The organism is Streptomyces yerevanensis (assembly GCF_000716805.1).
GTDB classification, from domain to species: domain Bacteria; phylum Actinomycetota; class Actinomycetes; order Streptomycetales; family Streptomycetaceae; genus Streptomyces; species Streptomyces flaveus.
In genome coordinates this window covers 48,494-72,976 of sequence record NZ_JNWJ01000007.1, presented here as the reverse complement: position 1 = coordinate 72,976, position 24,483 = coordinate 48,494, and the positions used below count along the sequence as shown (strand labels likewise).

Annotated in this window: 22 protein-coding genes and 2 pseudogenes; 11 read left to right on the top strand and 13 right to left on the bottom strand. The window is 70.2% G+C overall.

The window, feature by feature from the left end:
• The first annotated feature begins 3 nt into the window (after positions 1–3).
• The 4 genes from OP79_RS08805 (at position 4) to OP79_RS08790 (ending at position 3,381) form a co-directional block, all read left to right on the top strand.
• Positions 4–867: a YhjD/YihY/BrkB family envelope integrity protein gene (locus tag OP79_RS08805; RefSeq protein ID WP_033319482.1), complete on the top strand. Its 864-nt coding sequence runs from the start codon at positions 4–6 to the stop codon at positions 865–867.
• Between the two features lie 143 nt (positions 868–1,010).
• Entirely contained in the window at positions 1,011–1,478 is a 468-nt protein-coding gene (locus OP79_RS08800) for an SHOCT domain-containing protein (RefSeq protein WP_033319481.1), read from the top strand.
• 30 nt (positions 1,479–1,508) lie between these two features.
• A complete protein-coding gene (locus OP79_RS08795) occupies positions 1,509–1,976 on the top strand; it encodes a DUF7144 family membrane protein (RefSeq protein ID WP_033319480.1) in 468 nt (155 codons plus the stop codon).
• A gap of 22 nt (positions 1,977–1,998) precedes the next feature.
• On the top strand, positions 1,999–3,381 hold the full coding sequence (locus OP79_RS08790) for a diacylglycerol/lipid kinase family protein (protein ID WP_033319479.1): 1,383 nt from the start codon (positions 1,999–2,001) through the stop codon (positions 3,379–3,381).
• 260 nt (positions 3,382–3,641) lie between these two features.
• On the opposite strand, the gene OP79_RS08785 is transcribed toward OP79_RS08790, so the two are convergent.
• The gene (locus OP79_RS08785) at positions 3,642–4,220 is read right to left on the bottom strand and encodes a phosphatase PAP2 family protein (protein ID WP_245685252.1); all 579 of its coding nucleotides are present in this window, start codon (positions 4,218–4,220) and stop codon (positions 3,642–3,644) included.
• Between the two features lie 144 nt (positions 4,221–4,364).
• Between OP79_RS08785 and OP79_RS08780 the strand changes: the two genes are divergently transcribed.
• Positions 4,365–5,123, top strand: coding sequence for a PRC and DUF2382 domain-containing protein (locus OP79_RS08780; protein WP_033319478.1), 759 nt, complete (start codon positions 4,365–4,367; stop codon positions 5,121–5,123).
• Between the two features lie 144 nt (positions 5,124–5,267).
• Here OP79_RS08780 and OP79_RS08775 read toward each other — a convergent pair whose 3' ends face one another.
• From OP79_RS08775 to OP79_RS08760, 4 genes are all read right to left on the bottom strand, one after another.
• Positions 5,268–6,185 carry a carbohydrate ABC transporter permease gene (locus OP79_RS08775; protein ID WP_033319477.1) on the bottom strand — a complete coding sequence of 306 codons (918 nt, stop codon included), beginning with the start codon at positions 6,183–6,185 and terminating at the stop codon, positions 5,268–5,270.
• Between the two features lie 109 nt (positions 6,186–6,294).
• A complete protein-coding gene (locus tag OP79_RS08770) occupies positions 6,295–7,551 on the bottom strand; it encodes a carbohydrate ABC transporter permease (protein WP_078491684.1) in 1,257 nt (418 codons plus the stop codon).
• A 42-nt stretch (positions 7,552–7,593) separates the two neighbouring features.
• On the bottom strand, positions 7,594–8,838 hold the full coding sequence (locus OP79_RS08765) for a sugar ABC transporter substrate-binding protein (RefSeq protein ID WP_051744517.1): 1,245 nt from the start codon (positions 8,836–8,838) through the stop codon (positions 7,594–7,596).
• A gap of 166 nt (positions 8,839–9,004) precedes the next feature.
• A complete protein-coding gene (locus OP79_RS08760; protein WP_033319476.1) occupies positions 9,005–10,030 on the bottom strand; it encodes a LacI family DNA-binding transcriptional regulator in 1,026 nt (341 codons plus the stop codon).
• Between the two features lie 211 nt (positions 10,031–10,241).
• Here OP79_RS08760 and OP79_RS08755 point away from each other — a divergent pair, with 211 nt between their 5' ends.
• Positions 10,242–12,383: a glycogen debranching N-terminal domain-containing protein gene (locus OP79_RS08755; protein ID WP_033319475.1), complete on the top strand. Its 2,142-nt coding sequence runs from the start codon at positions 10,242–10,244 to the stop codon at positions 12,381–12,383.
• Positions 12,384–12,497: 114 nt separating this feature from the next.
• Here OP79_RS08755 and OP79_RS08750 read toward each other — a convergent pair whose 3' ends face one another.
• Positions 12,498–13,898, bottom strand: a complete 1,401-nt coding sequence (locus OP79_RS08750; RefSeq protein WP_033319474.1) for a DUF2252 domain-containing protein — start codon at positions 13,896–13,898, stop codon at positions 12,498–12,500.
• A gap of 237 nt (positions 13,899–14,135) precedes the next feature.
• Here OP79_RS08750 and OP79_RS08745 point away from each other — a divergent pair, with 237 nt between their 5' ends.
• Together OP79_RS08745 and OP79_RS08740 are read left to right on the top strand one after the other, a co-directional pair.
• On the top strand, positions 14,136–14,393 hold the full coding sequence (locus tag OP79_RS08745) for a hypothetical protein (RefSeq protein WP_033319659.1): 258 nt from the start codon (positions 14,136–14,138) through the stop codon (positions 14,391–14,393).
• 226 nt (positions 14,394–14,619) lie between these two features.
• Positions 14,620–15,054, top strand: a complete 435-nt coding sequence (locus OP79_RS08740; RefSeq protein ID WP_033319473.1) for a DUF7144 family membrane protein — start codon at positions 14,620–14,622, stop codon at positions 15,052–15,054.
• 43 nt (positions 15,055–15,097) lie between these two features.
• Here the strand turns inward: OP79_RS08740 and OP79_RS08735 are convergent, their stop codons facing one another.
• On the bottom strand, positions 15,098–15,502 hold the full coding sequence (locus tag OP79_RS08735) for a MerR family transcriptional regulator (RefSeq protein ID WP_033319472.1): 405 nt from the start codon (positions 15,500–15,502) through the stop codon (positions 15,098–15,100).
• Between the two features lie 467 nt (positions 15,503–15,969).
• Between OP79_RS08735 and OP79_RS08730 the strand changes: the two genes are divergently transcribed.
• Both OP79_RS08730 and OP79_RS08725 read left to right on the top strand, forming a co-directional pair.
• Positions 15,970–17,442, top strand: a complete 1,473-nt coding sequence (locus OP79_RS08730; RefSeq protein WP_211270763.1) for a SulP family inorganic anion transporter — start codon at positions 15,970–15,972, stop codon at positions 17,440–17,442.
• A 122-nt stretch (positions 17,443–17,564) separates the two neighbouring features.
• A complete protein-coding gene (locus OP79_RS08725; RefSeq protein ID WP_342669507.1) occupies positions 17,565–18,275 on the top strand; it encodes a transglutaminase domain-containing protein in 711 nt (236 codons plus the stop codon).
• Positions 18,276–18,297: 22 nt separating this feature from the next.
• Here OP79_RS08725 and OP79_RS08720 read toward each other — a convergent pair whose 3' ends face one another.
• The 4 genes and pseudogenes from OP79_RS08720 to OP79_RS49650 all read right to left on the bottom strand — a co-directional run.
• Positions 18,298–19,494, bottom strand: a complete 1,197-nt coding sequence (locus OP79_RS08720) for a MalY/PatB family protein (RefSeq protein ID WP_051744516.1) — start codon at positions 19,492–19,494, stop codon at positions 18,298–18,300.
• A 318-nt stretch (positions 19,495–19,812) separates the two neighbouring features.
• A pseudogene (locus OP79_RS58460) lies at positions 19,813–20,022 on the bottom strand (helix-turn-helix domain-containing protein); the annotation flags it as partial.
• A complete protein-coding gene (locus OP79_RS49655) occupies positions 19,961–21,118 on the bottom strand; it encodes an RNA-guided endonuclease InsQ/TnpB family protein (protein ID WP_342669506.1) in 1,158 nt (385 codons plus the stop codon). The pseudogene OP79_RS58460 and the gene OP79_RS49655, both read right to left, overlap by 62 nt.
• A 333-nt stretch (positions 21,119–21,451) precedes the next feature.
• Positions 21,452–21,990 (bottom strand): annotated as a pseudogene (locus tag OP79_RS49650) (response regulator transcription factor); the annotation flags it as partial.
• Between the two features lie 191 nt (positions 21,991–22,181).
• On the opposite strand from OP79_RS49650, the gene OP79_RS08705 reads away from it, so the two are divergent.
• Positions 22,182–23,417, top strand: coding sequence for a glycosyltransferase family 4 protein (locus OP79_RS08705; protein ID WP_033319470.1), 1,236 nt, complete (start codon positions 22,182–22,184; stop codon positions 23,415–23,417).
• A gap of 24 nt (positions 23,418–23,441) precedes the next feature.
• Here the strand turns inward: OP79_RS08705 and OP79_RS08700 are convergent, their stop codons facing one another.
• Positions 23,442–23,621 (bottom strand): hypothetical protein, encoded by a 180-nt coding sequence (locus OP79_RS08700; protein ID WP_033319469.1) that lies wholly within the window; start codon positions 23,619–23,621, stop codon positions 23,442–23,444.
• Complete coding sequence (locus OP79_RS08695) at positions 23,621–24,391, bottom strand: SDR family NAD(P)-dependent oxidoreductase (RefSeq protein WP_033319468.1); 771 nt, start codon at positions 24,389–24,391, stop codon at positions 23,621–23,623. The genes OP79_RS08700 and OP79_RS08695 overlap by 1 nt, the downstream gene beginning before the upstream one ends.
• Positions 24,392–24,483 lie beyond the last annotated feature (92 nt).

Below are 24,483 nucleotides of genomic sequence, written 5' to 3'. Positions count from 1 at the left end.
GCCATGGCAAGGAAACCCGGCCCCGCCCCGGCGTCCCGCAGGCGCACGACGGTGGAGCGGGCCCTGGCGAACCTGCGGTCCGGTCCGGTGGCCCGGCTGCTTCCCCGCCTGTCGGCGCTCAACGTCGTGGAGGGCTCCGTGAGGCTGGCCGCGCAAGCCTTCATCACCGCGCTGCCGCTGCTGATGACCGTCGCGGCGTTCGCCCCCCGAGGGGTGCAGGACCTGCTGGCCGACTCCCTCCGTGCGGTTCTGGGGGTGCGCGGTGACACGCTCGACGAGGTACGCCGTGCCTTCACCGCCACCGGCACACCACGAGACGCCGCCGGAGCTGTGGGCGTGGTGGTGACTCTCGTGTCCGCCACGGCCTTCAGCCGGGCGCTTCAGGCGGTCTGCGAGCGGTGCTGGCACCTGCCCCGGACACCGGTGCGGGCCGCGGTCTGGCGCTGGCTGCTCTGGCTGCTCGTCTGGCTGGGCGTCCTCCTGGTCCAGGCACCGCTGCGCAGCGGGTTCGGCGGCGGCGCGGTGATCGGAGGGGTGCTGTCCGTGCTGTCGGCGACTCTGCTGTGGTGGTGGTCCCAGCACCTCCTGCTGGGCGGCAGGATCGGCTGGCGGAACCTGCTGCCGGGAGCGCTGCTCGCGGGCACGGGCACGGTCGTGCTGAGCTGGGCCGCCGGCCTGTTCGTGCCCACGGTCATGGAGCGCAGCCTGCAGGAGTTCGGCCCGCTGGGGCCCGTCTTCACGTTCCTCTCCTGGTTGATCGCCGTGTTCCTGGTGGCCGTCTCGGGCCTCGCCCTCGGTCAGTACGTCGCCTCCTCCGACTGGTACCGGACAGCCGCTGTCCCCCGCCGTACGCGGGCCGAACCCTGATCCCGCCGCAGGAGCGCATCCATCAAGTGCCGGGCCGCCCGCAGGCTCACCCGCGTCGGGTGAGGCCACCCGGCCCTGGCCGTGCCCACGCTGAAGACAGCACGCAACGGCGGCCGGGCGAGCGCCCGGGACGGAGAAGTGACATGAGCGCGCAGACGTACCTGGCGTACGACTACCCCTTGCTGAGCATCTTCTGGAGCATGCTCCTGTTCTTCCTGTGGATCATGTGGTTCGTCCTGCTCTTCCGCGTCGTCGTCGACATCTTCCGCGATGACGCGATGAGCGGGTGGGCGAAAGCCGGCTGGCTGGTGCTCACCATCCTGCTGCCCTTCCTGGGCGTCTTCGTCTACGTGATCGCCCGCGGCAAGAACATGGGCCGCCGGGAAATAGCGCAGGCCCGAGCACAGCAGAAAGCCTTCGACGCCCACATCAGGGAGGCCGCAGGCGGCATGGGCCGCCCCAGCAGCGCCGACGAACTCAGCAAGCTGTCCGAGATCCGCGCACGCGGCGACATCACGGACGAGGAGTTCCGCAGGGCCAAGGAACTGGTCCTGACCGGCCACGGCCCGGCGGAGCACGCCGGCTCCACCGCCCGCACCCCCAATCCCTGAGCATCCGCACACCACGAATCGAGGCGCAAGATGACCGCGACACACACCCGGCCGGAACACACGGCGAAGCAGGAATGGGCAACCGGCCTGACGGTCTTCGCGGCCGTGATGCTCTTCCTCGTCGGCCTGCTCGACATCTTCCGGGGCATCATGGCCATCGCCGAGGACGACATCTTCGTCACGACGCGCCAGTACGTGTTCGAGTTCGACCTGACCGGCTGGGGCTGGATCCACCTCGCTCTGGGCGCGGTCGCCGTGATCGTCAGCATCGGACTGCTCAAGGTCTCGGTGTGGGCGCGTGTCGCCGGCGTGGCCATCGCCGGACTCGTCATCATCGCCAACTTCCTCTCCCTGCCGTACTACCCGGTGTGGTCGGTCGTGATGATCGCGCTCTCGGGCTTCATCATCTGGGCCCTGTGCGTGGTCCGGCGCGACAACCTCTTCGACCTGTCCGAGGAGCGCCCACTGTCCGAGGAGCGCCCGCCGCACAAGGTGTGAGGCAGAAGAGAAGGGCCGACCGGTGGGACGACACGGCTGGAACACGAGGGAGTCGGGAGAGGCAGGGGCCGCAGCCGTACACGAGGACAGCGCCGGACGGGCTCGCCTCGCCGTGCTCGCCCTGCTGGGCAGCATCCTGGTGCCGCTCGTCGCCGCTGGTCTGCGGAGCGTGCTGTGGGCCCTGGTCGGCATCGCCGGACTGGCGCTCGCCGCCGTCGGGGTGTGGTGGACCCTGGCGCACACCGGAGTGGTCCGTGCCCTCGGCGTGGCTCTGTCGGTGACCGCGCCGACCGCTGCCCTGGCCCTGTATGCCACGTTCGGCATGCTCGGGCCGGCCTTGCTGTCCCTGTGCCTGTGGCTGCTGGCCGTCACGGCGGCACGTACGGCCCTGACACCTGGTCACACCGCCTCCGAACAGGTTGTTGTCGAGGCGCCCCGCGCCCCTTGGGTCCTCATGAATCCGCGCTCCGGCGGCGGCAAGGTGGGTCGTTTCGACCTGGTGGAGAAGGCCCGGGCCGCAGGCTGCCGGGTGGCCCTGCTCGACGCGGGCCAGGATGTCGCCGAGCTGACCCGGCAGGCCGCGACCGAGGGGGCCGATCTGCTGGCGGTGGCGGGCGGCGACGGCACCCAGGCGCTGGTGGCCGAGGTCGCGGCGCTCCACGACCTTCCCTTCGTGGTGATTCCCGCCGGTACGCGCAACCACTTCGCCCTCGATCTCGGCCTCGACCGTGACGATCCGGCGGCCGCCCTGGAAGCCCTGACCCACGGCGTCGAACTCCGCATCGACCTCGGGTACGCCGCGGACCGCGTCTTCGTCAACAACGCCTCGTTCGGCACGTACGCGTCCGTCGTCACCGACCCCGCGTACCGGGACGCCAAAGCCCGCACGACCCTGCGAACCCTCCCCGGCCTCCTCACCGGCGAGGACGCGCCCAGGCTGCGGACGCGGGCCGACCGGACGTACGTCGATGGACTTCAGGCGCTGCTCGTCAGCAACAATCCCTACGGCCGTGCCGTCGACGCGGCCCATCCGGGGCGCAGGGAGCGGCTGGACTCGGGACTCCTCGGTGTGGTGTGCGTGCAGGTCGACAACACCGCTCAGGCGGCGCGCATGGTCCGCGGTCCGCGCGGTCCGCGCCCCGGGGGACTCATCCGGCTGAGCGCCGGGGAAGTCGTCGTAGAAGCCGACACGGACGCCCTCCCGGTCGGCATCGACGGAGAACACGTCGTTCTGCCGTCACCCGTCGTATGCCGCAGCGCGCCCGGGGCACTCCGGGTCCGCGTGCCACGCCGCCGCCCCGGCACGCCACGGGCGGGCGGGACGGCGGCCGACTGGCCGCGCGTGGCACGGCTGGCGCTGGGCCGGCTGGTCCCGGGCCGGGAACAGCACGTCACGGCGGTCTGAGACTTCTGATCCGGCTCCTCCTCGTGATCCGGCTCCTCCTCGCTGATGCCGCCAGGGTGCTGGTGCAGCGCGGCGATCTGAAGATCACCGACCATGCCGTGGTCGGCTATCGGCGGGTAACGGTTCACCGGCACACCTCCTTCGCCAGGGCCCGACGCGCCGGGACACCCGCTCAAGCGCAGCCTGGAGATACCTCGCACCGCGCTCGCGGGGAGGGATCACGCCGACGGAGGCCAGAGCGAGCTTCCAGTAACCGCCTGTCAGAGCCCACGCCGCAGCAGACGCGGTGCGGCTCGCACCAGGGGGACCGTGGCCAGCCCGATCACCCCGCCGGCGGCCACATCGGCGGGGTAGTGGGCACCGCTGTGGATCCTCTCTGCGGCCACCGTCACCGCTGACACCCCGCAAGCCGCACCGGCGGCCGGCCACACCGTGGCGACGGCTCCGGCGAAGGCAAAGGCGGCAGCCGTGTGCCCGGAGGGGAAGGAGGAGGTGTCCGGGCGGTCTCGAAGCTCTTTTGGCGGGACCCATTCCTGCGGCGGGCGGCGCCGCCGGTACAGCTGCTTGGCGACCGCGTTGGACAGCACCTGAGCCGTCACCATGGCCGTCACCCCGGCGGCGGCAGCCGTGCGGCCGCGCCACCTGCCCGTGGCTGCCATCACTGCGGCAGCCGCCCACCACAGCTTGGTGTGCTCGGCCGCTTCCTCCACCGCGGGCGCGACTCGCCGCACCCACGGCGGCCCCCACGCGATCGCCCGCCTGGCCAGCCGGCGATCGGCGGTGCGCAGACCCGCCATTACATCCATGACCAGCGACTTCCCGCTCAGGGCACTCTCCACCGGTACGTGATCGAAACCATGCCGCACGAGTATCCGGCCGAACCTCACCCACACCCGCATTCACGACAGATCAGGACAATCAGTGCGTTTTGTGCTGTTTCACGAGGTTAGTCGGGTCGGGAGGCCAGCAGAAGGGAGATCACGATGATCACCCGAGAGCAGATCCCGGCGGTACTGGACCACCCGGTCTACGACACCGACGACAACAAGATCGGCGACGCCAGGCACGTCTTCCTCGACGACGTCACCGGCCGGCCCGAATGGGTCAGCGTCAAGACCGGCCTGTTCGGCACCAGCGAGTCGTTTGTGCCGATCACCCACGCCAGCATGGTCGAAGACCATCTCAAGGTCCCCTACCCCAAGGACAAGGTCAAGGACGCCCCCAACGTCGACGTCGACGCCGGCGGGCACCTGTCCGAACAGGAGGAGCACCGCCTGTACGAGTACTACGGCTTCGACTGGGACGCCGCCTGGCAGCAGGCCAACCGGCCCGGCGCCGACCGCGAGGCAGGAACCGCGGACGACGCGATGACCCGCTCCGAGGAGCGGATGCGCGTCGGCACCGAACGCCAGGAGACCGGCCGGGCCCGCCTGCGCAAGTACGTCGTCACCGAGGATGTCCAGCAGACCGTCCCCGTACGGCACGAGGAAGTCCGCGTCGAACGCGAACCGGTCACCGACGCCAACCGCGACGCCGCCACGGCCGGCCCGGACATCAGCGAAGCCGAGCACGAGGTGACCCTGCACGCGGAGCGCCCCGTGGTGCAGACCGAGGCCGAGCCCGTCGAGCGGGTACGGCTCACCACCGACGAGCAGACCGAGCAGGAGACCGTCACCGGCAAGGTCCGCAAAGAGAAGATCGAAGCCGACGTTCCCGACGAGGAGGACAAGCGCCGACGGTGAACGGCCGTTCCGGGCTGATCAGCTCGAGCCGACGCGACCACCGTCGCTTCTACAGATGGACCAGAGCCTGTCCGGTCAGCGGGGAGTGACACCGGACAGGCCCTGGCGGATTCGGGCGCCACTCGGCGCGGGTTGCCCGCCCGTCTACCCCTTGGTCGCTCCTGCCGTGCCGCCGCGGACGAAATGCCGCTGGAAGGCGAAGAACACCAGTGCCACGGGGATGGTCATGAGCAGGGTCGCCGCGAGCTTGAGCGGGTACTGGTTGCCGTCGCCGAGCTGGCCGGAGACGAGGGAGGCGACCCCGGTGGTCAGGGTGTTCAGTTCCGGGCTCTGGCGGGACACGATGAAGTGCGGCAGTTCGTTCCATGATCCCTGGAACGACAGGATGGTCAGGGTGATGAGGGCCGGCTTGGCCATCGGCAGCACGATGGACCAGAAGGTGCGGAAGGTGCTCGCTCCGTCGATGCGGGCTGCTTCCTCGACGCTGACGGGGATCGACTCGAAGAACTGCTTCATGATGAACACCCCCGCGGCGTCGGCGAGGAGCGGGATGATCATGCCCGAGTAGGAGTCGTACATCCCGATCTGGTTGAGGACGAGGAATTTCGGGATGAGCAGGACGACGCCGGGCACGGCCATGACCGCGATGACGGCGGCGAACAGTGCGCCCCTGCCGCGGAAGCGCAGCCTGGCCAGTGCGTATCCGGCGAGGGAGTCGAAGAACACGCGGCCCGCGGTGACGAGCAGTGCTACGACGACGGAGTTGGCGAACCAGCGCGAGTAGTCCGCTTCGGCGAGCCGGCTGAAGGCCGCTGTCGTGAAGGGGTCCGGCCACAGTGACAGCGGGTTGCCGGTCGCGTCGGCGTCGGTCTTGAAGCTCGTCGCGAGCTGGACGAGGAAGGGGTAGATGTAGGCCAGCGCGATGACGACGAGGGCGGTGTAGCCGAGCGTGCGGGTGAGGCCGCTGCGGCGGCGTGTGCGTTTGCCGTCGGGGCGGGTTGCGGGATTGCCGTCCGCGTACGCTGCGGTGTCTGCGTCGGCGAGCTTGGGTTGTGTGCTCATCGCGTGCCTCTGTGGACGTCGGCGGTGGCCGCTGGGGCGGCTGCGGTGGTGGGCGCGGGTGCGTCGGTTCCCGGGGGTGTGGTGGGGGCCGTTGCGGTCGTACGGGTCATCAGGCCGCCCCCACCGTCGGGCCGGAGCCGGAGCGTGCCGCTTTCGCTGCGCGCCGGGTGGCGGCCTTGGCGCGGGCTTCGTACTTGTCGCGCAGGACGAACCGCTGCAGGAGCGTCATCGCGACGATGATCGCGAAGAGGATGAAGGCGATGGCGCTGCCCTGTCCCCACTCGTTGTTGATGAACGAGGACTGGTACGACAGGAACGCGGGCGTCAGCGTCGTCTTCCCCGGTTCGCCCTGCGACATGACGTAGATCTGGTCGAAGACCTGCCAGGTGCCGATGAGTCCGAGGGTCAGGACGAGGAAGAGCGTCGGCTTGAGCATGGGCAGCGTGACGTGACGGAACCGCTGCCAGCGCCCGGTGCCGTCGATCTCGGCGGCCTCCTCGACCTCGAGGGGTATGTCCTGCAGCGCGGCGAGGAACATGAGCATGAACGTGCCTGCCGTCGTCCACACGACGAGCGTGATGATCGCGGTCATGGCGACGCTGGGGCCGGAGATCCAGTCCCACAGGGACAGGCCGCCGATGGTGGTGTCGGCGAGGGCGGAGGGTGGCGCGTCGGTGTTCATACCGAGGGCGCCGAGGGCGAGATGGATGATGCCGCGGGGATCGGCGAACCAGGCCGGTCCCTCGACGCCGATCTTCTCCAGCAGGGCGTTGACGACGCCGCTGGAAGAGAAGATGAACAGGAAGACGACCGAGATCGCGACCGAGCTCGTCACCGCCGGGAAGTAGTACGCGGTGCGGAAGAAGCCTTTGCCCTTCAGCCGTTTCCCGTTGACCAGGAGTGCCAGGCCCAGCGCGAGCGCGGTCTGCAGCGGGACGACGAAGAAGACGTAGTAGGCGTTGTTGCGCATACTCATCATGAAGTCGCTCTGCGCCAGGCCTGATTCGGTGACCAGCGGCTTGTAGTTGTCTGTGCCGACGAAGTCCACGCCTGACGAGAAGGGGCTGCCCTGGCCGTTCCAGTCGGACACGCTCACCCAGAGCGCCATGAGGATCGGCACGACCAGGAAGAGTCCGAGCACGGCGACGACGGGTGACACGAACAGCCAGCCGGCGAGGCCTTCGCGGCCTCGGATGCCGCCGCGGGGGGCTCGGGTGCGGCTGCCTCCACCGGCCTTGGCGGTGTCCTTGCGCGGTCCGCGTAGCGCGGGTGACGCGGCGGGGGTCTGGGTGGTGCCTGCCCGGCTGTTGTCCGTTGCCGGGCCGGTGCCCGGGCCCTGTGCGGGCCCGGGGTTCGGTTGGCTCATCGCGGGTTCACTTTCGTTCCGTTCGTGCCGGGTTATCCGGGATCAATCGCCCACGACTGCCTGGGCGTTCTTCTGGAGCCGCGCGAGGATCTGCGCCGGGTCGGCCTTGGGCAGCCCCTGGAGGCCGGTGTCGAAGTCGGTGAGCACCTGGTCGATCTTCGCGACGTTCACCGGGGCCTGGGCGTACGCGGCGCCGTCGATGTACGCCTTGTCCTGCGGGGACTTGGCGATGTAGTCGGCCTCGGCGGACTGCAGGGACGGCATCACGCCGAGCGTCTGCGCGAAGGTCAGCTGGTTGTCCTTCGCGGTCATCGCCTTGACGAAGTCGAGGGCCGCGGCCTTGTTCTTGCTCTTCGCCGCGATGCCCCAGCACTGGGTGAAGGCGAGCGTGCCCTTGCCCTTGGGCCCGGCCGGCAGCGGAACGGTCGTGTACTTGACGTCCGGGTAGTCGTTCTTCATGGCGCCGGCGATCCAGTTGCCCTCGATCGTCATGGCGGCCTTCTGCTTGCCGAAGGCCTCGCCCGGCCAGCCGGAGTCAAGCTGCTTGGGATACTTGACCGACCCGTCGGCGAGCAGCGACTGGACGAACTTCAGGGCCTCGAGGTTCTGCGGGGAGTCCGCGGTGACCTTGGTGGCGTCCTTGTTCGTCACCCATCCGCCGGCCTGGACCATGAAGGCACCGATCCGGTCACGGGTGTCGCCGAGCGCGAGGCCGACCTGCTTGCCCGTGGTCAACTTCTTCGCCACGGCCGCCAGTTCCTCCCAGGTGGTGGGATAGTCGGCGTCGGTCAGGCCGGCCTTCGACCACGCCGTGGTGTTGATCTGCAGGGCGAGCGTGGAGAAGTCCTTGGGGGCGCAGTAGAACTTGCCGTCGTAGGTGAAGGCCTGACGCAGAGCGGGGTAGAAGTCGTCCTTCGCCGGGAAGCTGTCGCCGTACGGTTCGAGGCTGCCCGTGCTCGCGTACGTCGCGAAGAACTTGGCGTCGACGTAGAAGACGTCCGGCGGGTTGTTCGAGGCGAAGCCCTGTCCGAGCTGCTGGGTGATGTCCTGGGCCTGGGTGACGGTCGCCTTGTTGCCGGACTTGCCCGCCCATGCGTTGGAGGCGTCCTTGACGGCCTTCGTCTCGGCGTCGCCGCTGGAGGCGATGAGGACCTTGATCGAGGCGGGGCCGACCGACGCCTGGTCGTCTGCTTCGCCGGTGTCGTCGAAGCCGCTGCCGCAGGCCGACAGGCTCAGCGACATCAGCGCGACGGCGCCAACTGCCCAGCGTATACGCGGATTAGTCATGATAAATCTCCTTGCGCAGGCCGGCTTGAGGCGCCGGTGGTAGAGGGGACCGCGATCCGCCGCCGCGCTGGGGCTATGAGCGGGATCGCAGGTGTTGGCTGAACGGACTACGGAGCCGTTCGGCAGGGTGAAGTGGGAGCGGGTGCGGCGGGTGCTGCGGGGCGGCTCAGCCGCTCGCCCGGACGACGAGCCGGGGCGGCAGCAGGATGGGAGTGGGTGGGGCGGCCGGTGGTTCGGGAGCCGCCAGCAGTTCCTGGAGCATCCGCAGGCAGGCGGCGGCGGCCTCGTCGTACGGCTGCGCCACGCTGCTCAGGCCGACGACCGCCGCGGTCGGGGAGTCGTCGAAGCCGACCACCGCGACATCCACCCCCGGGCGCAGTCCACGCGCGGTGATCTCGGTCCAGGCCCCGAGGGCCAGCGAGTCGCTCGCGCAGACGATCGCGGTCGGCGGAGTTGGCAGGTCGAGCATCGCCGCGGCGGCCTCGCGGCCGGTGTCGAGCCCATCGGGAACGCCCATGTCGTAGCCGGCGGGAGTGTCGATTCCGGACACGGCGAGGAGGGAGGACCAGCCGCTGCGCCGGTCGTCACCGACCTCTAAACTCTCCGGCCAGCCGAGGAAGGCGATCCGCTGGTGGCCGCTCTCGATGAGGTGCCGGGTGGCGGCAAGGGTCCCTTGCGCGCCGTCGACATCGACCCAGCCGTGCCGCTCGGGGGCTTCGGGTTCAGCTCCCCAGGGCCGGCCGAAGGTCACGAACGGCACCCGGCGCTCTGCGAGCCATGTCGTCCGGCGGTCGCCGGCGTGGGTGGCGTGCAGGACGAAGGCGTCGAGGTCGTGGTCGTCGAGAAGCTGTTCGTACAGGGAGCATTCGTGGTCGTCGTCTGTCGCCGTGAACACCACGATCCGGTAGCCGGCTTCCTGGGTACGGGCGGTCAGCGACTGGAGGAACTGGGCGAGGACGGCGCCGTTGACGCCGTCGCGCGGCGGCTCGATGCGGGCGCCGATCAGTCGTGAGCGCCGGGTCCGCAGCGTGCGAGAAGCCTGGTTCGGGCGGTAGTTGAGTTCCTTGATGGCGGCCTGCACGCGGGCCAGCGTCTCCGGACGCACCCGGTGCGGCGCGTTGATGACGTTGGACACCGTCTGCATCGACACAGAGGCATGCCGCGCCACGCTTTCGAGTGTTGCTCGCGCCATCGCGAAGCCACCTCCCACAAGTTCACTGCGCCGCAGCGTATCGCCGTCGCGGTGCCGCAGTGAATCGCCGTCCCGCTTGGATTTGAACGTTAAATTTAGCGTTCCAATCGGTTACTGTGGCGATCGCCGCTCGGACTGTCAAGAGTCGGCGCGGTCACAAACCGCCCTCACAAACCGCCCACGAGACACGAGGGCACCGGACGGAGCTTTCATGACCTCATCCCAGCGGCAGCCGCTCCTGCACGACCTCGCGGTCACTCTCGCCGCCCCGACCGTCGTACTGTCCCTGCCGGACGGCAACCTCGACGCCGCCGCTCCCGGGGCCGGCGTACAGGGGCTCTTCCACGCCGACGTGCGCGCGGTGAGTCTGCTGCGCGTTACGGTGCGCCCCGGCGCCGGAGCGGCGGACGGTGACACCGAAGCGGCGGACGGTGACGAGGGCTGGCTGCCGGTCACCGCGGTCATGACCGCGACGGACGGACCCGGCCGCAGCCGTTTCGTCGGCCTGGCCCAGGCGCTCGGCGACGCCGTTATCGACCCGACCGTCCGGGTCGACCGGCGGCGCATCGTCAACCCCGGCCTGCTCACCGAGCAGCTGACCGTCCGCTCCACCGCGACGACGCCGGTGCATCTCGCCGTCCGGGTCGAAATCGCCGGCGACCTCGTGGCACTGGAGCACGCGAAGGCGGGCCTGGCAGCTCGGTCCCCTCTTGAGCCGGCCGGCGAACTCTCGTCCGCCACCGGCGTGTTGAGCTGGGGCGACGGGACGGTCGCCGTCGCCGTCAGCGCCCCCGGCGCGACGCCCGACGCCGAGCACTCCACGCTGACCTGGACCCTCACGGTCGAGCCGGGCGAGAGCGTCGACCTGCACCTGGCCGTCGAGGTCTCGGAACCCGACGCGGTCGTCACGGCCGCCGACCCCCGGCCCACCTGGCAGCGTCCGGACGTCACCGCCGACGACCGCCGACTGCCCGCCCTCGTCACACAGAGCCTGGACGACCTCCACTCGCTGCGCATGGCCATGGCCGCAGCGCCCGGTGACACCTTCCTCGCCGCGGGCGTCCCCTGGTTCTTCACGCTCTTCGGGCGGGACAGCCTGTGGGCCGCACGGATGCTCCTGCCGCTGGGCACCGACCTCGCACTGGGCACCCTGCGCACCCTGGCCGCCCAGCAGGGCACCCGCACCGATCCGGCGGCGGAGGAAGAGCCCGGCAAGATCCTCCACGAGGTACGGCGCGGCGTCTTCGACGACGGCCAGGGCCTTCACCTGCCGCCGGTCTACTACGGCACCGTCGACGCGACCCCCCTGTGGATCTGCCTGCTCCACGACGCATGGCGCTGGGGCCTGCCCGCCGCCGACATCAAGCCGCTGCTGCCCGCGCTCGTGGCCGCACTCGACTGGATCGACGCCGCCGCCCGGGCCGGAGACGGCTTCCTCTCCTACGTCGACCACCGCGGCACCGGCCTGGCGAACCAGGGCTGGAAGGACTCCGGCGACGCCGTCCGCTTCACCGACGGCCGACTCGCCGAAGCGCCCCTGGCTCTCGCCGAAGTACAGGGCTACGCCTACGAGGCCGCCCTCGCCGGAGCGGCACTCCTCGACGCCTTCGAGCTGCCGAACGGCGAACGCTGGCGGACCTTCGCGGCCGGCCTCGCCGACCGCTTCCGCGCCCGCTTCTGGGTCTCCGACCAGCAAGGCCCCTACCCCGCCATGGCACTTGACGGCTCAGGCCGCCCCGTCGACGCCATCGCGAGCAACATGGGCCACCTGCCGGCCACCGGCATCCTCAACGCCGACGAGACCGCCGCCGTCGCCGCACGACTCGCCGCCCCGGACATGTCCGACGCCTACGGCCTGCGGACGATGTCGTCCCGGTCCGGCGGCTTCGGCCCGCTGCGCTACCACTGCGGCACCGTCTGGCCGCACGACACCGCCATCGCCGTCACAGGCCTCGCCCGCAGCGGCCACCCCGAAGCCGCCGCCCGGCTCGTCGAGGGCATCCTCGCCGCGGCACCGGCCTTCGACTACCGGCTGCCGGAACTGTGGGGCGGCGACGCACGCGCGGACACACCCGCACCGGTCCCCTACCCGGCCGCCTGCCGGCCACAAGCCTGGTCGGCGGCATCAGCCATCGCCCTCATGACCGCACTGACCGGCTTGGATCCCGACGTCCCCGCAGGCCGTCTCCACCTCCGGCCGACGGGCCCGCTTCCCGTCGGTGCGCTCACCATCGCAGGGCTCACCGTCGCGGGAGAACGGCTCGACGTCACCATCGGCTCCGACGGCCGGACCGCGTCGGTTTCAGCCCCTGCGGGACTGATCGTCGAGGAACACGCGGCGTCGCGGTCCTGAGGAACATCCCGGTCGACGGCCGACGACAGGATCTCCTACCCGGCCATCCGAGTCGTCCTCCTGCCCTTGCCGTGCCGTGCGGCGCGGCAGTCGTCTCCGGCCCCCCTGCAGGCGCTACGCGTTTTGGGCGGGGACCCGGCCGGTACGTACGGCATCGGTGAGTGTCTGATGGTCGCGTTCGTTCTGGTCCGCGTATCTCTCGGCGAACTCGGTGAGCGCGCGGTCGAAGACATCTCCGCCGCCCAGGTATGCGGCGATGGCGATGCGGTCTCCGGAGCGGGCGTGGGCGCGGGCGAGGGTGGCGCCGCAGAGTTCGCCGAAGGCGCGCATGTCCTTGGGGACCATGAGCTGGGGTTCGGCGATGCCTTTCCAGTCCCGCAACTGGCGTACGTAGAAGTCGCGTTGGCGTCCGTCGATGCCGGTGACGCGTTCCCAGCCGAGGAAGATGTCGCCGGCGGCCTGCATGAGGCGCTGCCCGGCGACGACCCGCTGGCCCTGGTTGTCGTAGGCGCTCGTCCCGGCGTACGGGGCCAGCACCGACCGGTCGGCTTCCTTGGCCTGGAGCAGCAGCGGATCCTCGTCGTCCCTGCCGAGCAGCAGGACCACCCAGCAGCGGGTGCCGACGCTGCCGACCCCGACGACCTTGCGGGCCATGTCGACGACCCGGTACTGCCGCAGCAGATGGCGGCGGTCGGACTGCAGGCTGTGGCTGTACCGCTCGATCAGTTCGCGCAGCTGCTCCTCCAGCGCTTCGCGCTCGACGCCCGGCAGCAGGTCCTGCAGCGGCACGATCAGGGGCGGGTCGGGGGTGATCCTGCGCCGGCCGTCGGCCACCCGCGTCAGCTTCTCGAAGGCCTGGAGGCTGTCGCGGCTGCGGGCCTTGGCCATGGCCCGCCGGGTACGCTCGCGGCCCCGCGCTCCCAGCTTCCGGTCCGCCAGTGCCCGCAGCGTGTCCGCGTCGGCCTGGGTGTACCAGACGGCGAGGTTGCCCAGGCCGGCGAAGTGGCGCATCCGCTCACGGTAGGACCGTACGGTGGTTCGTACGACCAAGGCCCGCTCGGCATCCGTGTAGCCGTTCTCGCGTCCGGCGATGGCCAGGCTGGCGGCCAGCCTCTTGACGTCCCACTCCCAGGGGCCGGGCAGGGTCTCGTCGAAGTCGTTGATGTCGAACACCAGATGCCGCTCGGGCGAGGCGAGCAGCCGGAAGTTCAGCAGATGCGCGTCCCCGCAGAGCTGCGCGGTGATTCCCGAGCGGGGGGTGTCGGCCAGGTCACCGGCCATGATGGCGGCGGCACCCCGGTAGAAGCGGAAGGGGGACTCCAGCATCCGCCCGTACCGGATGGGCACGAGTTCCGGCAGCCGGGCGGCCGACTGGGCCTCGATGGTGTCCACCGGGTCCGGCCGCTTCGCCGAGGGCTGGTATTCCGCGTGAGCGGAGCGCGGCGCGTCCGCACGCGCCGCCCGGCCCCGCGCCGCCCGCTCCTCCGGAAGCCTCCCGCTGGCCTGGTCAGCCATGACGCCACCTCCTGGGCGGAGCAGCCCTGCGGAGAACTGTCCCTGTCCGAGCCTGGTCCGCCGACCCTCTCCCACCGTTCCACACCCCGCACCAGCAGGCATCTCGGCCGTCGGCGTCGCTGCGACGGGACGGCCCGAGCCGCCGTGGCAACATGCGGTCCCGCCGCTCCTTCGGTAGCGAGCCGCGCGCTGGAAGAGGACGCTGGATGAAGGGGCAACGTGATGGAGAGACATCTCATGGCCCGAACCAGCACAGACCAACAGCCGCACACACCATTCTTTTCCCGCCCCGGTGTCCGCCGCCTCATACCGTTCGTTCTGATCACTGCGATCGCTCTGGTCTTCATCTTCGAGAACCGCGCGAGTATCAAGATCCGTCTTCTCATCCCAGAGGTGACCATGCCGCTATGGGGTGCTCTTCTGATCGCCTGGGGCCTCGGCATGCTCGCAAGTGCCTTTACCGTGCGTCGGCGCCGGGACCGGCGTACACGATGACCGGGTGTGTGATTCCCTGCGACCCCTGCCCCCGCAACCGCGTCGATATAGCCCTGGCCTGCACAGATGCCCTGCGAACTACTCATCAAGAGCTACCCGTCAGGCACCCCGAGGTGCGCAGCGCACCCGACAGGACGAAATTGGAGGAAGTAGCCCGACCGGCCGAACGCGAATGCGTGGTTGTGCGGGCCGTACGACACAGCCGTACGACACAAAGGAGCCGGCGATGACCAGTCATGTGAGTGGGGCCCGCTCGGGAGCGGCGGTGCGGAGTTCGGCGAGGACCGGTATCGGCAGCGGCTGGCTGGTCTTCGCGGGCGTAATGATGATCTTCGGTGGCCTGATGACGCTCTTCGCGGGCATCGCCGCCATCGCCGATGACGAGGTGTTCCTCGCCACCCGCAACTACGTGTTCGAGTTCGATCTCACCGGATGGGGCTGGATCCATCTGATCATGGGCGTAGTCATCACTCTCGCCGGTGCCGCCCTGTTCCAGGGCGCCACCTGGGCGAGGGTCGTCGGCGTGGGGCTGGCCGGCCTGGCCATGCTCGCGAACTTCCTCTGGATCCCCTACGCGCCGTTCTGGGCCTTCGTCCTGATCGCGCTCAACGCCATCGTGATCTGGGCACTGTGCGCGGCTCCCAGCCCGTCGGAGCGGTGAGGCACGGCAGCCGGTCGAGGGAGACTCACGCGGGCCTGCGAAGTCAGGGGGTGGGAGTCCGTGCAAGGCGCGTCGACAGCGTGGCTGCGAACTCCTCCGCCCGGGCCAGCTGGGTGCGCAGGTCCTCCACCCGCTGTTGGGCGGCCTGTTCGAAGCCGCGGATGCGCTCCAGCAGGTCCGTACGTTCCTCGGAGGGCAGTTCCTCGCCGGAGTCCAGGCGGTCGGTGGCGTCGAGCAGGGCGCGCATTTCGTCGAGGGTGAAGCCGAGTGGCTTCATGCGGCGGATGACCATCAGGCGGGCTACGTCCGACTCGGTGTAGAGGCGGAAGCCGCCCTGTGAGCGGGCGGAGGGGATGACGAGGCCGGTGTCCTCGTAATGCCGGATGGTGCGCAGCGACAGCTCGGTCCGTGCGGCGACCTCGCCGATCTGCATGTGCTCGCTGCTCACGCGGGGTGCCCTTCCTCGTCTTTCGCCGCTGCCGCGGGGGCCCGCGCCAATCTCTACTCTAACGTTAGGGTAGAGTTGCCCTGGCGTCGGGTCGGCCGCCTGCCATGTCCGTTCCCATGGTGAGCCATGGTGCGGGATGTCGTCCCGTGACCGTAGCCGTGTCGGGGCCGACGAAGCCCCCGGCGAAGAGCGATACCCATCGTCCGCAGTCCGCGGGAGAGAGCGTGCGCATGTCCGTGATGCCCGGCATCGCCGCTGCCTGCCCGCCGTGACCCTTCGCCCCCGAGCAGCGTCCGCAACGTCCGATTCCCTCGCGGGTCGCTTCGCTGCCGCCCACTGACCTCGCCTCGTGGAGCGCGGTTCCCGCCCTCCACACCTCCCTGCGCGCCCTCTGTGATGCGGGCGGCGCCCGAGCACGACAGGTTCCCCTCGTCTTGTCTTCCTCCGCACTGTCCCCGGCCGCCTGGATGCGTGGCCCTCGGCGTCCGTCCTGGCTGTCCGACCCGAAGGTCTGGCGTACCGAGGTGCTGGCCGGTCTTGTGGTCGCCCTGGCGCTGATCCCGGAGGCGATCTCGTTCTCGATCATCGCCGGGGTCGATCCGGCGGTCGGGCTGTTCGCCTCGTTCACCATGGCCGTGACCATCGCGATCGTCGGCGGCCGTCCCGCCATGATCTCCGCGGCCACCGGCGCGGTCGCCCTGGTCATCGCTCCGCTCAACCGCGAGCACGGCTTCGGCTACCTCGTCGCCGCCGTGATCCTCGCCGGCGTCTTCCAGATCGTCCTCGGCGCGCTCGGGGTGGCGAAGCTGATGCGGTTCGTGCCGCGCAGCGTGATGGTCGGCTTCGTCAACTCTCTCGCCATCCTCATCTTCATGGCGCAGGTGCCGGAGATGACGGACGTGCCCTGGCCCGTGTATCCGCTGATCGCCGCCGGTCTGGCGCTGATGGTGTTCTTCCCGAAGGTCACCACCGTCATCCCGGCGCCGCTGGTGTCCATCGCCATCCTCACCGTCATCACCCTCGCGGCCGGCATCGCCGTACCGACCGTCGGCGACAAGGGCGACCTGCCCTCCTCCCTCCCCGTGCCCGGCCTGCCGGACGTGCCGTTCACCCTCGACACGCTCACCACCATCGCCCCGTACGCACTCGCCATGGCCCTGGTCGGCCTCATGGAGTCGCTGATGACGGCCAAGCTGGTCGACGACATCACCGACACCCACTCCTCCAAGACCCGCGAGTCCCTCGGCCAGGGCGTCGCCAACATCGTCACCGGCTTCTTCGGCGGCATGGGCGGCTGCGCGATGATCGGCCAGACGATGATCAACGTACGGGTCTCCGGCGCCCGGACCCGCCTGTCCACCTTCCTCGCCGGGGCCTTCCTGATGGTGCTGTGCATCGTCTTCGGGCCGGTCGTCTCCGACATCCCCATGGCCGCGCTGGTCGCCGTCATGGTCATGGTGTCGGCGGCCACCTTCGACTGGCACTCCATCGCCCCGAAGACGCTTCGGCGGATGCCGGCCGGAGAGATCACCGTCATGGTGATCACCGTCGCGTGCGTGGTCGTCACCCACAACCTCGCCATCGGCGTCGTCGTCGGCTCGATCACCGCGATGGTCATCTTCGCCAAGCGTGTCGCCCACCTCGCCGAGGTCACCGCCGTCACCGACCCCGACGACAGCACGGTCGTCTACCGGGTCACGGGCGAGCTGTTCTTCGCCTCCTCCAACGACCTCGTCGGGCAGTTCGACTACGCCACCGACCCCGACCAGGTCGTCATCGACCTGTCCGCCGCCCACATCTGGGACGCCTCGTCCGTCGCCGCCCTGGACGCCATCGAGACCAAGTACGCCCAGCGCGGCAAGACCGTCGAGATCATCGGCCTGAACGAGCCCAGCGCCCGGATCCACGGCACGCTCAGCGGGGAGCTCGCAAGCCACTGACCGGCGGCAGGACCTCTCGCATACGCTGCTGGCAAACGGAGCCGGAGGCGGGGGTGGGCGTGACCAGTCGGTTGTTGATGCCGTGGCGAGGTGCGAAGGTTCGGCCGGAAACGGCGGCCGGCGTGGGTGGTTCGACGCGGGCCACCGCCGTTCTGGACTGGGAGCAGCCCCTCGTGGCGGCCCTCGTGGAGCGCGTACGGCGCGAGGCGGGGCCGGGGGCCGAGGCTCGTGCGGCGCTTCAGGTGGCGCACGGGATCATCGCGCGTGAGGTGCGGCCCGTGTACTCCGTGGAGGACCGGCATCCGGCCTCGCGGACGCTGCGGCTGGGACGTGGTTCTTGTAGTCAGCGGATGGCTGTGCTGGAGTCCGTCGCTCGGGCGATGGGCGTACGTACGCGGGTGCGCGGGCTGCTCGTCGACGGGGCCTTCTGGTATCCGCGGTTTCCCCGGCTCAAGCCCCTCGTCCCGGAGCATGTGCTGCTCGCCTGGCCCGAGTTTCTGCTGGAGCAGGAACAGGAGCGGGAGTGGGTGCCGGTCGGGGAGCTGTTCGACGGGGTGGCCGGAGGCGGCGAGGCCTTCAGCAATCGCGGCGGTGAGACGCTCTTCGACGCGGTGGCGCGGGTCGGCGTGGACTGGAGCGGGTCGGTGAGCTGCGGTGCGCAGGGCGGCACGACTTGCGATCTGTCCGCCCAAGTCCTGCTCGATCTCGGGTACTTCGACTCCCGTGACGAGCTCTTCGGTCGGCACGGGCAGACACTGTGCCGCACGGCTCGCCTCCTCGCGGAACCCGTACTCGGGCGCTGGAGCGCGGGCGCCCGCGCAACGACGGCCTGAGCCGGGCCCGCCGTGCCCCCCCTCAGCCCAGAGCCCGCGCCATCCGCCGCACCGCCTCCGCGAGCAGTTCCTCGGACGTCGCCAGGTTCAGGCGTACGTGGCCCGAGCCGCCCGTGCCGAAGGGGAGGCCGGAGTTCAGGGCTACTCGGCCCCGGTCCAGGAAGGCGGACGCCGGGTCGTCGCCGAGTGGCAGGGCCCGGCAGTCCAGCCAGGCCAGGTAGGTGGACTCGGCGGGGGTGTAGCGGACGGCGGGGAGGTGTTCGGTCAGGAGGGTGGACAGGAGCCGGCGGTTTTCGTCCAGGCCCGTCAGCAGGGCGTCCAGCCAGGGGCCCGCGTCCCGGAGGGCCGCCGTGTGGGCCAGGATGCCCACGTGGCTGGGACCGTGGCTCACCTCCTCGGGGAGAGCCGCCAGCTCCGTGGCCGCGTCGGGGCCCGCGATGGCCAGGGCCGCCTTCAGGCCCGCCAGGTTCCAGGCCTTGGAGGCGGACATCAGGGAGAAGGCGTTCTCGCCGCCGGGGACCGTCAGGTACGGGACGAAGCGGGCGCCCGGGGACACGAGCGGGGCGTGGATCTCGTCGGCCACCACGCGTATGCCGTACGCGTGGGAAAGCCTTGCCACGGTGGTCAGTTCGGCGGTGGCGTGGAGCGTGCCGGTGGGATTGTGCGGGTTGCAGAGCAGGTACGCGGCCCGGCGGCGCCCGCCCTCGGTGACCCGGTCGAACGCCGACTCCAACTCCGCGAAGTCCAGACGGCCGTCCTCGCCCAGCGGAGCCTCGACCACGGTGCGGTCCATGTTCCGCAGGAACAGGTAAAAGGGCGGGTAGACCGGGCAGTTGACGACCACCGGGTCCCCCGGCCCTGTCACCAGCTTCAGCATCTCGACGATGCCCAGCATCACATCCGGCACGATCGCCGTACGCTCCACGGCGAAGTCGTCCCAGCCCCACCGCTTCCCGGCGAACTCCGCCAGCGCCTCGGCGTACGCCGTCCCGGCCGGATAGCCCGTGTCGCCGAGCGCGATCGCGTCCGTGACGGCACGCGCGACCGGCTCGGCGAGCGGCACGTCCATCTCGGCCACCCACAGGGGCAGTACATCCTCCGGGTAGGTGCGCCACTTCATGCTCGTACGGCGGCGGAGTTGCTCGAGGGAGAGTTGGCTCAGGGGATTGGGGTGAGCGGGAGCGGCTGGAGTGGCGTCAGGGGCGGTTTCAGGCAGCATGGGGAAGATTCTTCCCCTCTGGGGGCGACTATGAGCCCGGCAGGCAGCTGCGGTATGTCGGGGGCGGACGTTTGTGGCTTGTCGCTCCCCCACTCTCGAATTCCCCCCCACTCTCGACTGCGCTCGAGCGGGGGGACCTCCATGAGAGGGGCCCCATCGCGGCGGAGCCGCAAATTGGCACAGCCCCGCGCCCCTGACTTGCCCGGGCCGCCGCTCAGCCTTGCGAGCCGTCCGCCACCGTGAAGCCGATCGCCGAACCGCCCCCTCCCTCCGCCGGGCGAACGGCTCACCCCCATGAGCCGTCGCCACCTCCCGCACCGTGTGGATCAGCCCGGGCGCACCCGGCTTGTCGAGCTTGCGTCGCAGGTAACCGACGTACACGGCGAGGTTCTTGGAGCCGGGGCCGAAGCCGTAGCCCCAGATGCGGTCTTGAAGCTCTCTCCCAGAGGATCCGGGAGATTCCTGCCTACCTTGCGGTGGCGGGTTTGACGCCGTGCGAAGCGCGCCTGACGACTGCCCTCCCGGCAGCCGGGACGAGCGCGTGGCCCGTCCGGTATCGGTGAAGCACCGTGCGGGCGGCGTTGGTGTCGGCGTTGCCTTCCCAGCCGCACGCGGGGTTGTTGCACACGAACTCGGCCTGGTTCCTCCGGCTGCCCAAGGTCACCGTGTGGCACTGGGCGCATTCCTGGGAGGTGCCCGGGGCGGGGACCTCGGCCAGGAGTCCGCCCCGGCGGGCGAGCTTGTAGGCCAAAAGGCGCACGATCCGTCCCCAGGCTTCGCCGAGGATGGCCCGGTTCAGGCTGGCTTTCTGCGCGACCTGCCTGCCCGGCTGCTCGGCAGTGCCCTTCGCGGACTTGGTCATGTTCGTGATGTGCAGTGCTTCGACGACCACCGTGCCGTACGTGTCGGCGAGGGCGGTGGTGGTTTTGTGCTGCCAGTCCTCGCGTCGGCGCTTGGCTGTCGCGCGGATGCGAGCGATCCGGTCGTAGGTCTTGCTCAGGCGGCGGCTGGTGCGCTCGCCCTTCTTGCGGTGGCTCTTGCGGCGGGCCGCTCGCTGCTCGTGGTGGAGCAGACGGGCTTCTTCCTTCTTGCTGAGCCAGGGGCCGTGTTCGGCCCTTTCGCCGTCGGACAGGGCCAGCGGGACGGTGATCCCGGCGTCGATGCCGACCTGCGGGCCCGGATGCGGGCCGGGGGCGGGGGCCAGGGTGGTGACGCGGAAGGCGATGTGCCAGCCCAGGGCGTCCTTGACCAGCCGCGCCCCGGTGATCTTGCTGTCCTGGTCGGCGTGTTTGCCGGCGGGGAGGTCTTTGGTCCAGCGGAACTTCACCCGGCCGAGCCTGGGGATGTTGACCATGCCCCATCGGCGGTGCACCCGCACCACGTGCAGGTCGCGGCCTTGCGGGATGTCGATGCTCATCCTGGTGCGGAAGCGGGCCTTGAACTCTGGTGCCCGGGCCCGGCCCTCCCAGCAGTTCTTCCACGCCTGGAAGTAGGTTTTCAGCACCGCCTGGGCGGCCTGCGCGGGCAGCACGCCGAGCCAGTCCAGCTCCCTGCGGCCCTGGCGGATGACCGCGTCGGCCGCCGCCAGGGTCCGCTTCGCCTTCGCTTCGGGAGCATCGTCCACCAGTCGTGCAGCAGGTTCCAGGTGGTGCGCGCCGCATGCCCTTGTGCGTCCAGGACCGCCACCTGGGCAGGGTCGAGCGCCAGCCGGGCACGATGCCCGAACTGCCGCGTGACCAAGGTGCCTTGACTCACAACACGCTCCCCCCTTCGACAGTTCGCCCGACACTCACAAAAACGAGCGAGGCACTCAAAGGTCACTCAACTGGCCCCGGTGATGCGGCAGCCCCGTCACCGCCACCCGACGTGATGCCGCCTGCCGGTGTGCTGTCGGCCCAAGGCCCCGCTCTCCGAGCTGGACAGCTCCCTCAAGGGGGTCTGGGCCCGGCTGCTGCGCGACGATGCCGGCGTTGCGGGCGAGGAGTTCCAGGAGGTCGAACTCCGTGCGGGTGAGCTCGATCTCACGTTCCCCCGCCAGACGCGCCGGGCCTGCGGGTCGATGCGCAGCCCCACGACGGTGAGCCCGCCGCCGGGCATGCGTTGTTGTTCCCTGGGTACGCCGACGGGGGTGTCCGTACGTCGCAGCAGTGCGCGCAGTCTGGCGAACACCTCGTCGACGTCGAAGGGCTTGACGACGTAGTCGTCCGCTCCGGCGTCCAGACCGGCGACACGGTCGGCGGTCTCCACGCGCGCGGTGAGCATCAGGATCGGCGTACGGTCACCCTCCGCACGCAGCACCCGACACACCTGAAGGCCGTCGATACCCGGCATCATCACATCGAGCACCAGTACGTCGGGCGGGTGGCGATGGGCCCGCGCGAGTGCCTCCACGCCGTCGGCGACGGCCGTCACCTCGTACCCTTCAAGCGTCAGGGCGCGTTCCAGGGCGTGGCGGATGGCGCGGTCGTCCTCGGCGAGCAGCACATTGTGGGGCACCCGCCCAGTCTGCCAAGGCCTGGATTGCGTAGTACCTGATGAGAGGGGTACGACCGGGTCTCTTACCCGGTTCTCACCCCGCAGGGACCGGTGGCTTACCTCGCCCGGCCACCGTCTCCCCGGGACCAAGGGCGACGAGCCGCGACGGGGAAGGCACGCACCGCATGAAGCGTAGGAAGACCGCGAAACGCATGAGGATCGTGTTCCTGCTGCACAACGCTTACGCCATCGGGGGCACCGTCCGCACCACACTCAACCTCGCCGCGGCCCTCGCCGACCGCCACAGGGTCACGATCGTGTCGATGTCGCGCCACCGGGACGTGCCGCGCTTCGACATCGACCCCCGCATCACACTCGTACCGCTCGTGGACACGCGGGAAGGCAGCGCGGACCTCGCGGACCCCCTGCACGCGGAGCCGCCGACCGACTTCCCTTCCGCCGACAAGCGGCACAAGCAGTACAACCGCCTCACCGACATCCGCGTACGCGACTACCTGGCGAAGAGCGACGCGGACGCCGTCATCGGCACCCGCCCCGGCATCAACGTCTACGTCTCCCGCTTCGCCCCGCCCCGCGCCCTGCGCGTCGGCCAGGAACACCTGAGCCACGATGCGCACAGCAAGAAACTGCGGGCCGTACTGGCCGAGGAATACGGCGAGTTGGACGCGCTCGTGACGACGACGAAGGCGGACGCGAAGGTGTACCGGAAGCGGATGCCGCTGCCGGGCGTACGGGTCACCGCCGTGCCGAACATCGTGCCGGCGCCACGCGACGTGGCCCCCTCCACCGGGGACGCGAAGGTGATCGCGGCGGCAGGGCGGCTCGTTCCCGGCAAGCGGTTCGACCTGCTGATCGAGGCGTTCTCGGCGGTCGCCGCGAAGGAACCGGAGTGGCGGCTGCGGATCTACGGCGGCGGGGCCCAGAAGGAAAACCTCCAGTCGCTGATCGACGGCCTCGGCCTGACCGGCCGCGCCCAGCTCATGGGCCCGCGCACCCCCATCGAGGCGGAGTTCGCCCAGTCCTCGCTCGTGGTCAGCGCCTCGGACGCGGAGTCGTTCGGGATGACGCTCGTCGAGGCGATGCGCTGCGGCGTACCCGTCATCAGCACGGACTGCCCTCTCGGCCCCGCCGAGATCATCACCTCGGGCGTCGACGGCCGCCTCGTCCCCATGGGCGACACCCGCGCCCTCTCGGAGGCGATGCTCGACCTGATCGCGGACGAGTCCGGTCGGCGGGAGATGGGGCGGGCGGCGCTGGCGAGCGCGCATCGGTACGACGCCGAGCCGATCGTGGCGCGCTATGAAGGCTTGTTCGGGGAACTGCGGGATGCGCGGCGCAAGGCCCGCATCGAGCAGTGGAAGCGGAAGGCTCGTCGGGTGGTTCCGGGGCGGGGTGGGCGCTCCGAGGCGGCTGCTTCGCGTGCGTGACCGTCAATCTCGCGTACGTGGCGCCTACTTCGCATGCATGACCGCATAGATCATGACGAACGCCACGATGTGGATGCCGAAGAGGAAGTACGCCAGATACCACCAGACGTAGCGTTCGTTCTTCTTCTCCTGGGCCAGGCGGCGCTTTTCCGGGGAGTCGGGAGAATCGGGGGACTCGGCGGAGGCGTCCTGGGAGTCGGGCATCACAACTCCCTGTGGACCTTCGTGTTGGAGGCCTGGGCCCGGGGTCGGATGACCATGAGGTCGATGTTGACGTGAGAGGGGCGGGTGACCGCCCAGGCGATCGTGTCGGCCACGTCGTCGGCGGTCAGCGGCTCGGCCACGCCCTCGTAGACCTTCGCCGCCTTCTCCTCGTCGCCGCCGAAGCGGGTGAGGGCGAACTCGTCCGTCCTGACCATGCCGGGAGCGATCTCGATGACGCGCACCGGAGTGCCGACGATCTCCAGGCGGAGCGTCTCGGCGAGTACGTGGGCGCCGTGCTTGGCGGCCACGTAACCGGCGCCGCCCTCGTACGTGCCATGGCCCGCGGTGGACGACAGCACGACCACCGTGCCGTCGCCGCTCGCCGTCAGCGCCGGGAGCAGGGCCTGGGTGACGTTGAGCGTGCCGATGACGTTCGTCTCGTACATCTGGCGCCAGTCCGCCGGGTCGCCCGTCGCGACCGGGTCGGCGCCGAGCGCGCCGCCCGCATTGTTGACCAGCACACCGATGGTCTTGAAGGCTGTGGCGAACTCGTCCACCGCCGCGCGGTCGGTGACATCGAGCGCGTACGCCGCCGCCTGGTGGCCCGCCGCGTTGAGCTCCTCCGCCAGCGCCTCGATACGGTCCTTGCGGCGGGCCGTGAGGACCACCCGGTAACCCGCCGCCGCCAGCTGCCGCGCCGTCGCGGCCCCGATGCCGCTGCTCGCGCCGGTGACGACAGCGATACGGGAGTTGGGGGCGGGGGCGGTCATGGGCTGCTCCTCGGGCGGGCGTACGGGTTCGCGCTCTCTCGCGCGATCCGGCGTTCGAATCCCCGCCAGGATAGGCAGACAGCCACGCCCTC

Excerpts from the sequence above, each read along its gene's own strand:
- OP79_RS08700 (WP_033319469.1), bottom strand. The coding sequence starts at position 23,621 with ATGCCCGACTCCCAGGACGCCTCCGCCGAGTCCCCCGATTCTCCCGAC.
- OP79_RS08770 (WP_078491684.1), bottom strand. The coding sequence starts at position 7,551 with ATGAGCCAACCGAACCCCGGGCCCGCACAGGGCCCGGGCACCGGCCCG.
- OP79_RS08760 (WP_033319476.1), bottom strand. The coding sequence starts at position 10,030 with ATGGCGCGAGCAACACTCGAAAGCGTGGCGCGGCATGCCTCTGTGTCG.
- OP79_RS08755 (WP_033319475.1), top strand. The coding sequence starts at position 10,242 with ATGACCTCATCCCAGCGGCAGCCGCTCCTGCACGACCTCGCGGTCACT.
- OP79_RS08730 (WP_211270763.1), top strand. The coding sequence starts at position 15,970 with ATGCGTGGCCCTCGGCGTCCGTCCTGGCTGTCCGACCCGAAGGTCTGG.
- OP79_RS08805 (WP_033319482.1), top strand. The coding sequence starts at position 4 with ATGGCAAGGAAACCCGGCCCCGCCCCGGCGTCCCGCAGGCGCACGACG.
- OP79_RS08705 (WP_033319470.1), top strand. The coding sequence starts at position 22,182 with ATGAGGATCGTGTTCCTGCTGCACAACGCTTACGCCATCGGGGGCACC.
- OP79_RS08745 (WP_033319659.1), top strand. The coding sequence starts at position 14,136 with ATGGCCCGAACCAGCACAGACCAACAGCCGCACACACCATTCTTTTCC.
- OP79_RS08775 (WP_033319477.1), bottom strand. The coding sequence starts at position 6,185 with ATGAGCACACAACCCAAGCTCGCCGACGCAGACACCGCAGCGTACGCG.
- OP79_RS08750 (WP_033319474.1), bottom strand. The coding sequence starts at position 13,898 with ATGGCTGACCAGGCCAGCGGGAGGCTTCCGGAGGAGCGGGCGGCGCGG.
- OP79_RS08795 (WP_033319480.1), top strand. The coding sequence starts at position 1,509 with ATGACCGCGACACACACCCGGCCGGAACACACGGCGAAGCAGGAATGG.
- OP79_RS08780 (WP_033319478.1), top strand. The coding sequence starts at position 4,365 with ATGATCACCCGAGAGCAGATCCCGGCGGTACTGGACCACCCGGTCTAC.
- OP79_RS08720 (WP_051744516.1), bottom strand. The coding sequence starts at position 19,494 with ATGCTGCCTGAAACCGCCCCTGACGCCACTCCAGCCGCTCCCGCTCAC.
- OP79_RS08765 (WP_051744517.1), bottom strand. The coding sequence starts at position 8,838 with ATGACTAATCCGCGTATACGCTGGGCAGTTGGCGCCGTCGCGCTGATG.
- OP79_RS08695 (WP_033319468.1), bottom strand. The coding sequence starts at position 24,391 with ATGACCGCCCCCGCCCCCAACTCCCGTATCGCTGTCGTCACCGGCGCG.
- OP79_RS08740 (WP_033319473.1), top strand. The coding sequence starts at position 14,620 with ATGACCAGTCATGTGAGTGGGGCCCGCTCGGGAGCGGCGGTGCGGAGT.
- OP79_RS08800 (WP_033319481.1), top strand. The coding sequence starts at position 1,011 with ATGAGCGCGCAGACGTACCTGGCGTACGACTACCCCTTGCTGAGCATC.